The sequence below is a fragment of the Micromonospora sp. NPDC050200 genome, from assembly GCF_040656135.1.
Taxonomy (GTDB): Bacteria; Actinomycetota; Actinomycetes; order Mycobacteriales; family Micromonosporaceae; genus Micromonospora.
This window is the reverse complement of sequence record NZ_JBFALG010000034.1, coordinates 63,440-77,050: the sequence shown is the minus strand read 5'-3', so window position 1 is coordinate 77,050 and position 13,611 is coordinate 63,440. Positions and strand designations below refer to the sequence as shown.

The window sequence follows — 13,611 nt, the reverse complement described above, 5'->3', positions numbered from 1 at the left end:
CGGCTGATGCGCGCCGCCCGGCCGCACGACACGGCCGTCAAGGAGGTACGCGCACAGCGCGCCGCCCTGGCCGACGTGCTCGCAGGCGTCGACGAGCCGGGCCGGACCTCCCGCGCCACCGACCCGCCCCGTCGGGCCGGCGATCCCGCCCACCCCGGGCGGACCCCCACCACAGGTCCCTGGAGGCATCGTGAAACTCCGCTCACCGCGCGCGGCGACGTTCGCCGTCGCGCTCGCCGCCGCCCTGGTCGCGGCCACCGTCGTGGCCCCATCGGCCGCGTCCGCCGCCACCGCCGCCTTCGTCCGTACCTCCAGCTGGGAGAGCGGGTACGAGGCGAAGTTCACCGTCACCAACGACACGTCGGCCAGCATCAGCTCCTGGAACGTGCAGTTCGACCTGCCCTCGGGCACCTCGCTCGGCACCTTCTGGGACGCCCTGCTGACCACCTCCGGCCAACACGTCACCGCGGTCAACCAGTCCTGGAACGGCACCCTCGCCCCGGGCGCCAGCACCACGTTCGGCTTCGTGGTCAGCGGCACCGGAGACCCGACCAACTGCACGGTCAACGGCGGCGCCTGCACCGGCGGAGGCGGCGGCAACCCGTCCGCCCCCGCCACCCCCGGCGGCCTGCGGGTCACCGGCACCACCGCCTCCTCGATCGCGCTGGCGTGGAACGCCGTCGGCGGCACGGTCACCGGCTACCGGGTGTACGAGGGCTCGACCGTCCGGGCCACCCTCACCGGCACCTCGACCACGGTCAGCGGGCTGGCCGCCTGCTCCGCGCACAGCTACACGGTGGCGGCGTACAACTCCTCCGGCGAGTCGGCGAAGTCCGCGCCGGTCTCCGCCACCACCACCGGCTGCACCGGCGGCAACGCCCCGATGGCCGCCGCGCCCTACCTCTACCCGGGTTGGGGCGACCCGCCCGCGCCGTCGACGGTGATGGGGGCGACCGGGATCAAGTGGTTCACCATCGCGTTCGTGCTCTCCGGCGGCGGCTGCACCCCGGCCTGGGACGGCACCGGTCCGCTCACCGGCGGCGCGCACGCCAGCACCATTGCCGCGATCAAGGCCGCCGGCGGTGACGTGATCCCGTCCTTCGGCGGGTGGAGCGGCAACAAGCTCGGCCCGAACTGCTCCTCCGCCAGCGCCTTGGCCGGGGCGTACCAGCAGGTCATCAACGCGTACGGGCTGAAGGCGATCGACATCGACATCGAGAACAGCGACGAGTTCGAGAACGAGGTGGTGCAGGACCGGATCCTCGGCGCGCTGAAGATCGTCAAGCAGAACAACCCGGGGCTGAAGACCATCGTCACGTTCGGCACCTCGACCACCGGGCCGTCGTACTACGGCACCCGGCTGATCAACCAGGCCGCCGCGCTCGGCGCCAACATCGACACCTTCACCATCATGCCGTTCGACTTCGGCGGCGGCGCCAACATGTACCAGAACACGGTCAACGCGGCCGAGGGGCTGAAGAACACGCTCAAGACCGCCTTCGGCTGGTCGGACGCCACCGCGTACGCGCACATGGGCATCTCCGGCATGAACGGCCTCTCCGACCAGCAGGAGCTGACCTCCCCGGCCACCTGGACGCAGATCCGGGACTGGGCCAAGGCCCGCGGCCTGTCCCGGTTCACCTTCTGGTCGGTCAACCGGGACCGCCCCTGCGCGGGCGGGGGAGTGGTCTCCAACTGCTCCGGCATCGCCCAGAACACCTGGGAGTTCACCTCGATCACCGCGCAGTACTGAGCGAGGGCGTCGCGGTCAGCGACCGGTGGTCACCGACTGCCGGTCGCGCCGCGCCCGCCGCTTGCGGATCTTCTTCACCACCCAGCTGGCGATCATGACGGCGAAGACGGCGAGGATGGCGTAGTTGAACCAGCTGCTGTACCGGTCGACGTCCTCCCAGCGCGACCCGAGCGCGAAACCCAGCCCCACGATCAGGGCGTTCCACACCCCGCTGCCCAGGGTGGTCAACAGGACGAACCCGCCCAGCGGCATCCGGTCCGCCCCGGCCGGGACCGACACCAGGCTGCGCACCACCGGCACCACCCGGCCGATCAGCACCGCCAACCGGCCGTACCGCTCGAACCAGCGGTCGGCCTTCTCCAGGTCGTCCCGGTCCACCAGCGGGATGTGGTCCAGCCAGCGCTTCAACCGCTCCTCGCCGAGGGCCGCGCCGAGCCAGTAGAGCACCAGCGCGCCCAGCAGCGACCCCGCGGTCGCGGCGAGCACGATCACCACCAGGTGGAACCGGCCCGCGCTGGCCAGGTAGCCGGCCATCGCCAGCACGACCTCGCTGGGGATCGGCGGGATGATGCTCTCCAGGGCCACCAGCAGCGCGACCCCGACGGCGCCCATCGAGTCGATGACGCTCGCCACCCAGCCGGTCAGCCCGGTGAACCGGCTCGGGTCGACGTTCTGGGCGAGAGCCATGGGCGTCCTTCCGGGAGCTGCCGGGATCGGACAGTGGTACCCGGGCCGCCGGCCCCCACACCTGCCGGTGACCGGTCCCACTGACCAGCCGGTCAGCCCTGCGGGTGCAGCTCCCGGTCGGCCGGCCCCCGCCGCCAGCCGGTGAACCGGACGGTCAGTCCAGCCCGGGTCGGCGAACAGCAGAACGGACCGGCCGACGCCGCCGCCTCCGGGGCGAGCGGGGCGAGCCGGACCAGCCGCCACGGCCCGTCCTCCACCCGGGCCCGGACGGTCAGCGCGTCACCGTCCCGGCTGGCCCGGACGGTGACCTCCCGCCCGGCCCACTCCGGCACCGGCGCCACCGACCAGTCGGAGACCTCCCGGGTGACCACCGCGCCGAGCTGCGGCTCGCCGTCGCTGACCTCCACCCCGGCCTTGACCCAGTTCCGCTCGTCCACCCGGACCAGCACCCCGGCCTGGTCGAACTGCTCGCCGTAGTCCAGCCGGAAGCTCACCTCGACGGCGCTGCCGCCGGGCAGCGGGGCGAGCAGCGCCGGGCCGTCGTCGTGCACGAACCCGTAGCTGGTGTGCCGCCAGAAGTCGCTCTCCGCGCCCGGCTCGACCAGCAGGTCACCCTCGTCGGTCCGGTCGGTCCGCACCGGCTCGCGCAGCCAGCGGCCGTCGTTCCAGGCGACGTCCCGCAGCGTCTCGTCCTCGCCCATGCCGGCACCGTACCGCCGCCCGCCGCCCGCCGCCTGCCGCCTGCCGCCCGATCGCCGCCCGCAGGGCGGAGACCTCGCGTTTGGCGGGACGGCCGATCGGAGACATTAGGTCGGCATGGGTGACAGATGGTACTCCGAGGCCGTCGTCTACTGCCTCGACGTCGACACGTACGCGGACTCCGACGGCGACGGGGTCGGTGACATCCGAGGGCTGATCGGCCGGTTGGACTACCTGGCCCGGCTCGGGGTCACCTGCCTGTGGCTGCACCCGATCCATCCGTCGCCCAACCGGGACGACGGCTACGACGTCACCGACTTCTACAACGTGGACCCTCGCTTCGGCACCCTGGGCGACTTCGCCGAGCTGCTGCACCAGGCGCAGAACCGGGGCATCCGGGTGGTCATCGACCTGGTGGTCAACCACACCTCGGACGAGCACCCCTGGTTCCAGTCCGCCCGCTCCTCGCCCGACTCGCCCTACCGGGACTGGTACGTCTGGTCCGACACGGAGCCGGTGGACCGGCGCCAGGGCATGGTCTTCCCTGGCGAGCAGAACGAGACCTGGAGCTACGACCGCACCGCCAAGGCCTGGTTCTACCACCGGTTCTACAAGTTCCAGCCGGACCTCAACTTCACGAACCCCCAGGTCCGCGCGGAGATCAAGAAAATCATGTCGTTCTGGCTCCAGCTCGGCGTCGCCGGCTTCCGGATGGACGCGGTGCCGTTCATCATCGAGCTGACCGAGCCGGGCAACCCGAACTCGCCGAAGGACTTCGAGTTCCTCACCGAGATGCGCCAGCACGTGCAGTGGCGGCGCGGCGACGCCGTCCTGCTGGCCGAGGCGAACGTCGAGCCGGACCAGCTGCCGACGTTCTTCGGCGACGCCGGCGGGTCCGGCAACCGGATCCACATGCTCTTCGACTTCATGCTCAACGGCCGGCTGATGCTGGCCCTGGCCCGGCAGGACCCGGAGCCGGTGATCGAGGCGCTGCGGGACACTCCGGCGCTGCCGGTCGGCGGCCAGTGGGCCACCTTCCTGCGCAACCACGATGAGATCGACCTTTCCCGGCTCACCGCCGAACAGCGCAACCAGGTGTACGCCGAGTTCAGCCCGGACAAGGACATGCGGATCTACGACCGGGGCATCCGGCGCCGGCTGGCCCCGATGCTCGGCAACGACCGCCGCCGGCTCGAGCTGGCGTACGCGTTGCAGTTCTCGCTGCGCGGCACGCCGGTGCTGCGGTACGGCGAGGAGATCGGCATGGGCGAGGACCTGACGCTGCCCGGTCGGGAGGCCATCCGTACCCCGATGCAGTGGTCGTACAAGCCGAACGCGGGGTTCTCCACCGCCGACCCGGACAAGCTGGTCCGACCGGTGATCGACAAGGGTGAGTTCGGCTACGAGAAGGTCAACGTAACTGCCCAGCGCGGTGATCCGAAGTCGTTGCTGTCCTGGTTCGAGCGGATGATCCGTACGCTGCGCGAGGCCCCGGAGGTCGGCTCCGGCGCGACGACGCACATCGACGTGCCGACGCCGGCGGGGGTGCTCGCGCACCGCGCCGACGGGCCCACCGGGACGATGGTCTTCCTGCACAACCTGGGCACCGAGGACGTCGAGGTCGACCTGAGCGTGCTCGCCCCCGAGGCGGATCTGCCGACGGACGTCCTCGCCGACCGCGGGTACGGCGAGGTCGGCAAGCTCGACAACCTCAAGCTGGCCGGCTACGGCTACCGCTGGATCCGGCTCTGCCGGGGTGTGGCGGTCTGACCCTTCCGCCCGACCTCTGGCCGCGGCCCGCGATGTCCGATGTGCTCGGAAAGCCGGCCGGCGTCCGGCGGCGCGGGCCGCCCTGCGGGCCGGTCCGGGTGGGCGTACCCCTGGGTTAAGCTCCTTCGATCGAGCCATAAGTTACCGGGAGGTAATCATGTCGGAGGAGCGCCGCGTCGCCATCGTGACCGGAGCCGCGCGCGGCATCGGGGCGGCCACCGCCCGCCGGCTGGCGGCCGACGGCATGGCCGTCGCCGTGGTCGACATCGAGGAGTCCGCGACCAAGGGCACCGTGGACGCGATCGCCGCCGCCGGCGGCCGGGCCCTCGGGGTCGGCGCCGACGTGGCCGACCGGTCCCAGGTCGAGGCCGCCGTGCAGCGGGTCGTCGCCGAGCTGGGCGCGCCGACGGTGCTGGTCAACAACGCGGGTGTGCTCCGCGACAACCTGCTGTTCAAGATGACCGACGCCGACTGGGACACGGTGCTGGGCGTGCACCTGCGGGGGGCCTTCCTGTTCAGCCAGGCCGCCCAGAAGCACATGGTCGAGCGGAAGTGGGGTCGGATCGTCAACCTCTCCAGCACCTCCGCGCTGGGCAACCGGGGCCAGGCGAACTACGCCGCGGCCAAGGCCGGCATGCAGGGCTTCACCAAGACCCTCGCCATCGAGCTGGGCCCGTTCGGCGTCACGGTCAACGCGGTCGCGCCGGGCTTCATCGTCACCGACATGACCGCCGCCACCGCCGCCCGGATGAAGGTCGACTTCGAGGCGTTGCAGCAGCACGCGGCCGCCGAGATCCCGGTCCGCCGCACCGGCCGCCCGGAGGACGTCGCCCACACCATCTCGTTCCTCGCCAGCGAAGGCGCGTCCTTCGTCTCCGGCCAGGTCATCTACGTCGCGGGCGGCCCCAAGGACTGACCCTTCCGTCCCGCCTCCGGAGTGGCCACTTTTTCTCGGAAAGAGTGGCCATTCCGCGTTCCATGGCCACTCTTTCTCGGAAAGTGCGCGGGTGGTGCGGGGTCAGGCGGTGGGGGAGCGGCGGGTGCGGTAGAGCCAGAGGAGGCCGAGAATCGGCAGGACCAGCGGGATGTAGCCGTAGCCGCTGCCGAAGCCCGACCAGACCGTCTCGTCCGGGAAGAGTTCCTTGTCGACCACGCTCAGCACGCCCACCCCGACGACCCCGACCAACTCCACGGAGAGGCAGGCGAGCGCGACCCGCCGCCCTGCGTGACCGGCCCGGGCCAGCCCGACGGCGGCGACGATGTAGATCACCGCGGCCAGCGCGGAGAGCAGGTACGCCACCGGCGCCTCGTCGAACTTCGTGGCGATCTGGAGCCCGGCCCGCGAGGTCGCGGCGATCGCGAAGAGCAGATAGACCGCGATCAGCAGCCGCCCCGGCCCGGAGTTGGTGGCGGGCTCGGCCGCCCGGGTCTCAACCACCGACGACCTCCCAGGTCTGCTGGAGCCGGACCACGACCACCGGGGTGACCAGGCAGATCGCGCAGACGATCGCCGAGCCCCAGCGGGTCGGCTCCATCCGGGCCAGCACCCAGGCCAGCGGCGGCAGGCAGACCAACGTCACCAGGTAGCCGAAGAAGGCGCCCGGCTCGCCCGGCCGCTCGCCGCCGCCGAGCGCGACCAGCGCCACCACGGCCAGCGCGAGCAGCGCCACCTCCAGCACCGCCAGGCCGACGAACTGGAGACGGTCCGGCGCGCGGTGGCGCACCGCCGCCAGCAGGCTCCAGAGCGCGAGTACGAGCGACAGCACGATCGTTGCCGTCGCGAGGATCCCGTCCACCGGCGAGCCGGCTGAGGCTGCGCTGGTCATCGCGGGCACACCGTCCCAGTCTCGGTCACCGGGACAGCCTACTAACCGTCGTAGTAATCGCCCTCGCCCCGGTCGCTCGCCCCGTCGCCGCACCTGCCCGTCCGGGGCCGACTAGGTTGGATCACGGCCATGGCACCGCCGTGGCGGACGACGACACCGGGGGTTCTCGTGCTGCGGTTCGGCTTGTTCGGCACCGGTCACTGGGCGGCGGAGACGCACGCCGCCGCGATCGGCGCGCACCCGCGCGCCGAACTGGTCGGGGTCTGGGGGCGCAACCCGGAGCGGGCCGCCGAGCTGGCGCGCCAGCACGGCGTACCGGCGTTCGACGACGTCGACGCGCTGCTGGACGCCGCCGACGCGGTCGCCGTCGCGCTCCCGCCGGACATCCAGGCGGACATCGCCGTACGCGCCGCCACCGCCGGCCGGCACCTGCTGCTGGACAAGCCGCTGGCGCTCAGCCTCGCCGAGGCCGACCGGGTGGTCGCCGCCGCCCAGCAGTCCGGGGTGGCCTCGGTCGTCTTCTTCACCCAGCGCTTCCACCCGAACGTCACCGGCTTCCTCGCCTCGACCGCCGCGGCCGGCGGCTGGCAGCACGCGCGGGCGACCATGTTCGCCTCGATCTACCAGCCCGGCAGCCCGTACGGCGATTCGCAGTGGCGGCTCCAGCACGGCGCGCTCTGGGACATCGGCCCGCACGCGCTGTCGATCATCCTGCCGGTGCTCGGCCGGGTCACCCGGGTGGCCGCGATGAACGGCCCGAGCGGCCTGGTCCACCTGCTGCTCACCCACGACGGCGGCGCCACCAGCGCGCTCTCGCTCACCCTGGACGCGCCCCGCGAGGCGATGACCCGGGACATCGTCTTCTTTGGGGAGAACGGCACCGAGACCGTCCCGCCGGGCGACGGTAACGCGATCGTCGCCTTCGGCACAGCGATCGAACAGCTCTTGGAGGAGATCGACGCCGGCACCCGGGACCACCGCTGCGACGTGCGCTTCGGCCGGGAGGTGGTGCAGATCCTCGGCGCCGCCGAGACCGCCCGCGCCGAGGGCCGCACCATCGACCTCTGAAGCCGGCAGACCACGGCTCGCGGCGTGCCGGCCGGGCGTGTTGCGCGGTGTGCCGGCGGGGCGTGTTGCGCGGTCAAGGGCGTATGCCTTTCGAGCGATATGCCTGTGAGGAATATTTGTGCCTCACAGGCATATCGCTCGTCACGGTAGGTGGGTGACCGGCGGCTACAGCCCGCCATCCCGCCAGCCCGCCGGCCCGGGGCGGTCGCGGAAATCGCTCGCGGGGTCGCCGGTCGGCAGCTAGCCTGGCCGGCATGTTCACGCACGCCCTGATCGACGTGGCCGCCGCGCCGGCCATGCGGGGCCTCCTCCTGGTTGCACGCCCGCGAGTCCGGCGCCCGGCCCTGGCCGGCCGGGACGCCCATCGCCGCGCCTGACCTGACCACCGCACCGCCGCCCACCGGTCCACCGACCGGTTCGCCGGCCCGGCGGTGCGTCGCGCCCGATCCGGCGCCGCCGCGCCCCTGACCCGCCGCATCTCGCGGTCGGCGGGCGGCGCACGTCCGCGCCCGCGTCCCACGCCGAAATCTCCAGGGTCGTCCGAGTCCCGATCCGCTCGGACAGGCCCGCTCTTGCGCTGCCTGTCCGTACCCGTCGCCGACCCGGCGACAGACAGGACGATCCCGTGGCGCCCCGCCGAACCCGTACCACCGCACGCGACCGGTCCCGTCGCGTACTGTCCCAGAACTTCCTGACCGACCCGGCCGCCGTCGCGCGGCTGGTCAGGGCCGCCCGACCCGGCCCCGACGACCTGCTGTTGGAGGTCGGCGCCGGGCGGGGCCAGCTGACCCGCCCGCTCGCCGCGCGGTGCGCGCGCCTGGTCGCGTACGAGGTGGACCCGGCCGTCGCCGGTGACCTGGCGGCCCTCGCCGCACAGCTGCCCCAGGTCAGCCACCGGCAGGAGGACTTCCTCGCGGCGCCGCCACCGGACGAGCCGTTCTCCGTGGTCGGCAACATCCCCTGGTCACTGACGGCCGCGGTGGTCCGCTGGTGCCTGGCCGCGCCCGGGCTGCGGGCCGCGACGCTGCTCACCCAGTTGGAGTACGCCCGCAAGCGCAGCGGCGACCACGGGCGGTGGAGCAGGTTGACGGTGCTCACCTGGCCCGAGCACCACTGGCGGCTGGCTGGGCGGGTGTCCCGCACCGCGTTCCGGCCGGTGCCCGGCGTCGACGGCGGGATCCTGCGCATCGAGCGCCGCCCCGAGCCGCTGCTGCCCCCGGCGGCGCTGCCCGCGTACCGGAGGACGGTGGAGCTCGGTTTCGGCGGGGCCGGCGGCTCGCTCGCCGCCTCGCTGCGCGCGGCGCACCCGCGCGCCCGGGTGGACGGCGCGCTGCGGGCGGCCCGGCTCGACCCGGCCACGCCGGTCGGGCTGGTCTGGCCGGAGCAGTGGCTGGTCCTGTTCCGCCTGCTGCACGCCCGCGACCCGGGCGAGCGTCACGGTGCCTGAGACGCGCCTGCGGGCGCGCTCAGGCGAGCGTGGCGAGCGCCGCGCGGAGCTCGGCGGGGTCGTCGAACTGCTCGGCGGGCAGCGCCCGCAAAATCTGCAGCAGCTCGGTGCTGGCACCGTTCTCCTGACCCCAGCGGACCAGGTCCTCTCGGGAAACCGGGTAGTCGAGCCCGGCCAGGTAGTCCTGCAACTGCGCCCCGGTGACGGTCATGCCGCCCGGCTACCCGCCCCGCGTGTCGGCACACCGCCGGCGGTCCCGGTTTGCCCGCCGACCCGCCGGGTAGCCGCGGACATGCTGGTTCAGCGGCTCGGCGCGCCGAGCGACTTCGACCCGTTGCTGGCGCGTGTCCGGGACGCCCGGGTGGTGATGATCGGCGAGGCGACGCACGGCAACCACGACTACTACCGGCTGCGCGAGCAGTTGACCCGCCGGCTCATCGCCGAGCAGGGTTTCTCCTTCGTGGCGGTGGAGGGCGACTGGCCGGACTGCGACCGGGTGAACCGGTCGGTGATTGGCGCCTCCGGCGGCGCGGCGGATCCGCGTACCGCCCTGGAGCGCTTCGAACGCTGGCCCACCTGGATGTGGGCGAACGCCGAGGTGAACCGGTTCTGCCGCTGGTTGCGGGCCTGGAACATGGAACGGCCGGCGGGGGAGCGGGCCGGCTTCCACGGGTTGGACGTCTACAGCCTGTGGGAGTCCATGCAGGCCATCTTCGACTACCTCGGCGAGGAGGACCCGCAGTCGCTGGAGGCGGCGCAGGACGCCTACCGGTGCTTCGAGCCGTACGGCAAGCAGGTCGAGGAGTACGGCGCGGCCAGCCGGTTCGTCTCCGCGCGCTGCGAGGAGGAGGTGGTACGGCTGCTGGCGCGTACCCGGGCGCACGCCGCCGCGGACGGCCCGGAAGCCTTCGCGGCCTGGCAGAACGCCGAGGTGGTGGCCGGCGCGGAGCGCTACTACCGGGCGATGGTGCGGGGCGGCCCGGAGTCGTGGAACGTGCGGGACATCCACATGACCGACACCCTGGACCGCCTGCTGGAGCACTACGGTCCTGAGGCGCGGGGGATCGTCTGGGCGCACAACACGCACGTGGGTGACGCGCGGGCCACCGACATGGCCGCCGACGGGCTGGTCAACATCGGCCAGTTGGCCCGGGAACGGCTGGGCCGGGACGCGGTCGCGCTGGTCGGCTTCGGCGGCTACCGGGGGACGGTCGTCGCCGCGCCGCGCTGGGGATCCCCGGCCGAGGCGATGGTGGTGCCGCCGGCCCGGGCGGGTTCGGTGGAGCGGCGGCTGCACGAGCTGATGCCGGAGCGGGCGGTGCTCGTCTTCGGCGGCGCGGACCAGCCGGACTGGATCACCGGAACCACCGACCATCGGGCGATCGGGGTGGTCTACGACCCGACCTTCGAATCCTGGGGCAACTACGTGCCGACCCGGCTGGCCGACCGGTACGACGCGTTCATCTGGTGCGACGAGACCACCGCCCTGCACCCGCTGCCCGCGCGGAGCGCGATGGGCGAGATGGAGACCTACCCGGCCGGCGTGTAGACCGGCCGGGTGGGTCCCCGCCCGTCAGGCGTCGACCGGCTCCCGGTCGAGGTGGGCGCGTAGCCCCTCACCCTCGATGTCCACGTTGGGCAGGGCCCGGTCCAGCCAGCGCGGCAGCCACCAGGCCGTCCGGTCGAGCAGCGACATCACCGCCGGCACGATGGTCATCCGTACCACGAAGGCGTCGATGGCGACGCCGATCGCGAGCGCGAAGCCAATCGACTTGATCACCGGGTCGTCGAGGAAGACGAAGCCGCCGAAGACCGAGATCATGATCAGCGCGGCGGCGGTGACCACCCGCGCGCCGTGCCCCATCCCGTTGATGGTGGCCTGGCGGGCGGTGTCGCCGTGCACGAAGTCCTCCCGCATCCGGGAGACCAGGAAGACCTCGTAGTCCATGGCCAGTCCGAACAGGATGCCGATCAGCAGGATCGGCAGGAAGCTGATCAGCGGGCCCGGGGTGCCCAGCCCGACCAGGTCGGCCAGGTGCCCCTGCTGGAACACCGCGACGGTGATGCCGAAGGTGGCGGCTACGGTGAGCAGGAAGCCCAGCGCCGCCTTGACCGGCACCAGGATGGAACGGAACACCAGCATCAGCAGCAGGATCGACAGCCCGACCACGAGCAGCAGGTACACCGGCAGCGCGTCGGAGAGCTTCTCGGAGACGTCGATGCCGATCGCGGTGACGCCGGTGAGCAGCACCTCGGCGTTGCCGATCGACCCGACGCCGTCGCGGATGTCGTGGACCAGCGTCTCGGTGGCCGCGTCGGTCGGCCCGGTCTTCGGGATGACGCCGAGCAGCGCCGTCCGGCCGGACGGGTCGACCTGCGGCGGGGCCACGGCCAGCACGCCGTCGGTGCGCTGGATCAGCGCGGTGACCTGCGGTACGGCCGCCGCGGTGTCCTGCGGCGAGTCCGAGGTGACCAGCACGGCGAGCCGGCCGGTGAAGCCGGGCCCGAAGCCTTCCCGGATCACGTCGTTGCTGACCCGGGCCGCGCTGCCCTCGGGTGCGGCGGCCGCGTCCGGCAGGGCCAGCCGCATATCCTGGGCGGGCAGCGCGAGCAGCCCGAGGCCGAGCAGGCCGACCAGGATGACCGGCAGCCGCAGCCGGGTGACCCGGTGCGCCCAGCGGAACCCGAAGCCGGAGCGGTCCTCGGCGGGCGGGGTGCCGTCGGCGGTGGGCGACGTCCCGGCCCGGCGCAGCCGGCGGGGGAGCACCCGGCGGCCGGCGAAGCCGAGCAGGGCGGGCTGGAGGGTGATCGCGACGAGCACCGCCACGGTGACGGTGCCGGCGGCGGCGAGGCCCATCACGGTCAGGAAGGGGATGTTGACCACGGCGAGGCCGGCCAGCGCGATGACCACGGTGGCGCCGGCGAAGACCACGGCGGAGCCGGCGGTGCCCACGGCCCGGCCGACCGCCTCCTCGGGTTCCAGCCCGTCGAGCAGGTTCTGCCGGTGCCGGGAGGTGATGAACAGTGAGTAGTCGATGCCGACCGCCAGGCCGAGCATCAGGGCCAGGATGGGCGCGGTGCTGGTGAGCTCGACCGCGCCGCTGAGCGCGAACAGGCCGGCCATGCCGACGGCGACGCCGATCAGCGCGTTGAGCATGGTCATGCCGGCGGCGACCAGCGAGCCGAACGTGACGATCAGGACGATCGCCGCGACCACCACGCCCAGCGCCTCGGTCGAGCCGACCTCGGGCTCGGCGTTGAGCACCTCACCGCCGGGCGCGACCTGCCAGCCCCGCGCCTCGGCCTGCGCGCCGACCTTCTCGTACGCGTCGCGCTGGTCGTCGGTGACCCCGTCGGCGCCGGTGGCGAACTGCACCTGGACCAGGGCGTACCGGCCGTCGGGGGAGATCGCCTGGACCTGGAACGGGTCGACGGCGCCGACCACGCCGGGCAGGGTCGCCGCCTCCTGCACGACCCCCTTGACCAGGGCCTGTCCCTCGGGCGTGCCGAGCTGGCCGTCTGCGGGCGCCTTCACCGCGATGGTCCCGGTGGCGCCGCTGGCCGCGGGGAACCGTTCGGCCAGCAGGTCCAGCGCCTGCTGCGACTCGGTCCCGGGCATGGTGAAGTTGCTCGCCGTCGGGCCGCGCAGGGTCGCCGCGGCGAGGCCGAGGCCGACGAGTACGACGAGCCAGACGGCGACGACGAGTCGCCGGTGGCGCAACGAGGCCCGGCCGAGCCGGTACAGCAGGGTCGCCATCAGATCCTTGTCCTCATTCGGGAGTGGATGGGTCGAGCGGCGCGAGCGCCCGTGCGGCGATCGCCAGCAGGGCGGGGCGCAGCTCGTCGTCGGGCACGTCGACGAACTCGGCGCACGCCTCCGGCACCCCGGCCAGCACGACAAACGCCGCGATCCGGCCGCCCGGGCCCTCGCCGCAACCGGCGAGCGCGTCGAGCAGCCGTTCGGAGATGCGCTGGACGTGTGCGAAGGCGGGCTGCGCCAGCAGCTCGGGGAACTCGCCGCGCAGCAGCGCGATCTCCCGGCGGAAACGGACCGCGAGGTCGACGAAGCCCTCGGCGGCGACGCGCTGGGCGTCGGCGCCGTCGAGGGCGTCGATCCGCTCGTCGAGCTGGCGCAGCACCTCGATCGGCTTGGCCATCAGCTCGGCGAGCAGCGCTTCCTTGCTGGCGAAGTGGTAGAGCACGGCCGCCTTGGAGCAGCCCACCTCGCGGGCGATGTCCTGTAACGAGGTGCCCTTGTAGCCGGTCACCGCGAACCGTCGTGCCGCCGCGGCCAGGATCTCGCCGTGGGTCTGCGGGGTGGTCCGTGTCATGCGTTCCAGCATGCCTGACCGATCGGTCAG

The 13,611-nt window shown here is 72.9% G+C and carries 14 protein-coding genes and 1 pseudogene; 7 read left to right on the top strand and 8 right to left on the bottom strand.

Annotated elements, in window-relative coordinates; translation table 11 throughout:
• A pseudogene (locus AB0I41_RS22190) lies at positions 1-189 on the bottom strand (hypothetical protein); the annotation flags it as partial.
• A gap of 1 nt (position 190) precedes the next feature.
• On the opposite strand from AB0I41_RS22190, the gene AB0I41_RS22185 reads away from it, so the two are divergent.
• A complete protein-coding gene (locus AB0I41_RS22185) occupies positions 191-1,753 on the top strand; it encodes a cellulose binding domain-containing protein (RefSeq protein ID WP_357110570.1) in 1,563 nt (520 codons plus the stop codon).
• A gap of 15 nt (positions 1,754-1,768) precedes the next feature.
• On the opposite strand, the gene AB0I41_RS22180 is transcribed toward AB0I41_RS22185, so the two are convergent.
• Together AB0I41_RS22180 and AB0I41_RS22175 are read right to left on the bottom strand one after the other, a co-directional pair.
• The gene (locus AB0I41_RS22180) at positions 1,769-2,440 is read right to left on the bottom strand and encodes a DedA family protein (RefSeq protein WP_357110568.1); all 672 of its coding nucleotides are present in this window, start codon (positions 2,438-2,440) and stop codon (positions 1,769-1,771) included.
• 92 nt (positions 2,441-2,532) lie between these two features.
• Positions 2,533-3,141, bottom strand: a complete 609-nt coding sequence (locus tag AB0I41_RS22175) for a DUF1349 domain-containing protein (RefSeq protein ID WP_357110566.1) — start codon at positions 3,139-3,141, stop codon at positions 2,533-2,535.
• Between the two features lie 115 nt (positions 3,142-3,256).
• Here AB0I41_RS22175 and AB0I41_RS22170 point away from each other — a divergent pair, with 115 nt between their 5' ends.
• Together AB0I41_RS22170 and fabG are read left to right on the top strand one after the other, a co-directional pair.
• The gene (locus AB0I41_RS22170) at positions 3,257-4,909 is read left to right on the top strand and encodes an alpha-amylase family protein (protein WP_357110564.1); all 1,653 of its coding nucleotides are present in this window, start codon (positions 3,257-3,259) and stop codon (positions 4,907-4,909) included.
• A 157-nt stretch (positions 4,910-5,066) separates the two neighbouring features.
• Positions 5,067-5,825 (top strand): 3-oxoacyl-ACP reductase FabG, encoded by a 759-nt coding sequence (gene fabG, locus AB0I41_RS22165; protein ID WP_357110562.1) that lies wholly within the window; start codon positions 5,067-5,069, stop codon positions 5,823-5,825.
• Positions 5,826-5,927: 102 nt separating this feature from the next.
• Here fabG and AB0I41_RS22160 read toward each other — a convergent pair whose 3' ends face one another.
• Together AB0I41_RS22160 and AB0I41_RS22155 are read right to left on the bottom strand one after the other, a co-directional pair.
• Positions 5,928-6,347 (bottom strand): hypothetical protein, encoded by a 420-nt coding sequence (locus AB0I41_RS22160; protein WP_357110559.1) that lies wholly within the window; start codon positions 6,345-6,347, stop codon positions 5,928-5,930.
• Positions 6,340-6,735 carry a hypothetical protein gene (locus AB0I41_RS22155; protein WP_357110556.1) on the bottom strand — a complete coding sequence of 132 codons (396 nt, stop codon included), beginning with the start codon at positions 6,733-6,735 and terminating at the stop codon, positions 6,340-6,342. The genes AB0I41_RS22160 and AB0I41_RS22155 overlap by 8 nt, the downstream gene beginning before the upstream one ends.
• 168 nt (positions 6,736-6,903) lie before the next feature.
• On the opposite strand from AB0I41_RS22155, the gene AB0I41_RS22150 reads away from it, so the two are divergent.
• The 3 genes from AB0I41_RS22150 (at position 6,904) to erm (ending at position 9,250) form a co-directional block, all read left to right on the top strand.
• Complete coding sequence (locus AB0I41_RS22150) at positions 6,904-7,803, top strand: Gfo/Idh/MocA family oxidoreductase (protein ID WP_357110585.1); 900 nt, start codon at positions 6,904-6,906, stop codon at positions 7,801-7,803.
• 254 nt (positions 7,804-8,057) lie between these two features.
• A complete protein-coding gene (locus tag AB0I41_RS22145) occupies positions 8,058-8,180 on the top strand; it encodes a hypothetical protein (RefSeq protein ID WP_334449011.1) in 123 nt (40 codons plus the stop codon).
• Between the two features lie 248 nt (positions 8,181-8,428).
• The gene (gene erm / locus AB0I41_RS22140) at positions 8,429-9,250 is read left to right on the top strand and encodes an ErmE/ErmH/ErmO/ErmR family 23S rRNA (adenine(2058)-N(6))-methyltransferase (RefSeq protein ID WP_357110554.1); all 822 of its coding nucleotides are present in this window, start codon (positions 8,429-8,431) and stop codon (positions 9,248-9,250) included.
• Between the two features lie 19 nt (positions 9,251-9,269).
• Here erm and AB0I41_RS22135 read toward each other — a convergent pair whose 3' ends face one another.
• On the bottom strand, positions 9,270-9,461 hold the full coding sequence (locus tag AB0I41_RS22135) for a DUF2795 domain-containing protein (RefSeq protein ID WP_357110552.1): 192 nt from the start codon (positions 9,459-9,461) through the stop codon (positions 9,270-9,272).
• An 81-nt stretch (positions 9,462-9,542) separates the two neighbouring features.
• Here AB0I41_RS22135 and AB0I41_RS22130 point away from each other — a divergent pair, with 81 nt between their 5' ends.
• Positions 9,543-10,799, top strand: a complete 1,257-nt coding sequence (locus tag AB0I41_RS22130) for an erythromycin esterase family protein (RefSeq protein ID WP_357110549.1) — start codon at positions 9,543-9,545, stop codon at positions 10,797-10,799.
• 24 nt (positions 10,800-10,823) lie between these two features.
• Here AB0I41_RS22130 and AB0I41_RS22125 read toward each other — a convergent pair whose 3' ends face one another.
• Together AB0I41_RS22125 and AB0I41_RS22120 are read right to left on the bottom strand one after the other, a co-directional pair.
• Positions 10,824-13,007 (bottom strand): MMPL family transporter, encoded by a 2,184-nt coding sequence (locus tag AB0I41_RS22125; protein ID WP_357110546.1) that lies wholly within the window; start codon positions 13,005-13,007, stop codon positions 10,824-10,826.
• A 13-nt stretch (positions 13,008-13,020) separates the two neighbouring features.
• The gene (locus AB0I41_RS22120) at positions 13,021-13,581 is read right to left on the bottom strand and encodes a helix-turn-helix domain-containing protein (protein WP_357110543.1); all 561 of its coding nucleotides are present in this window, start codon (positions 13,579-13,581) and stop codon (positions 13,021-13,023) included.
• Positions 13,582-13,611 lie beyond the last annotated feature (30 nt).

Coding starts and splice junctions, on each gene's coding strand:
- AB0I41_RS22170 (WP_357110564.1), top strand. CDS start 3,257: ATGGGTGACAGATGGTACTCCGAGGCCGTCGTCTACTGCCTCGACGTC.
- fabG (WP_357110562.1), top strand. CDS start 5,067: ATGTCGGAGGAGCGCCGCGTCGCCATCGTGACCGGAGCCGCGCGCGGC.
- AB0I41_RS22135 (WP_357110552.1), bottom strand. CDS start 9,461: ATGACCGTCACCGGGGCGCAGTTGCAGGACTACCTGGCCGGGCTCGAC.
- AB0I41_RS22155 (WP_357110556.1), bottom strand. CDS start 6,735: ATGACCAGCGCAGCCTCAGCCGGCTCGCCGGTGGACGGGATCCTCGCG.
- AB0I41_RS22175 (WP_357110566.1), bottom strand. CDS start 3,141: ATGGGCGAGGACGAGACGCTGCGGGACGTCGCCTGGAACGACGGCCGC.
- AB0I41_RS22145 (WP_334449011.1), top strand. CDS start 8,058: ATGTTCACGCACGCCCTGATCGACGTGGCCGCCGCGCCGGCCATGCGG.
- AB0I41_RS22130 (WP_357110549.1), top strand. CDS start 9,543: ATGCTGGTTCAGCGGCTCGGCGCGCCGAGCGACTTCGACCCGTTGCTG.
- AB0I41_RS22120 (WP_357110543.1), bottom strand. CDS start 13,581: ATGACACGGACCACCCCGCAGACCCACGGCGAGATCCTGGCCGCGGCG.
- AB0I41_RS22125 (WP_357110546.1), bottom strand. CDS start 13,007: ATGGCGACCCTGCTGTACCGGCTCGGCCGGGCCTCGTTGCGCCACCGG.
- AB0I41_RS22180 (WP_357110568.1), bottom strand. CDS start 2,440: ATGGCTCTCGCCCAGAACGTCGACCCGAGCCGGTTCACCGGGCTGACC.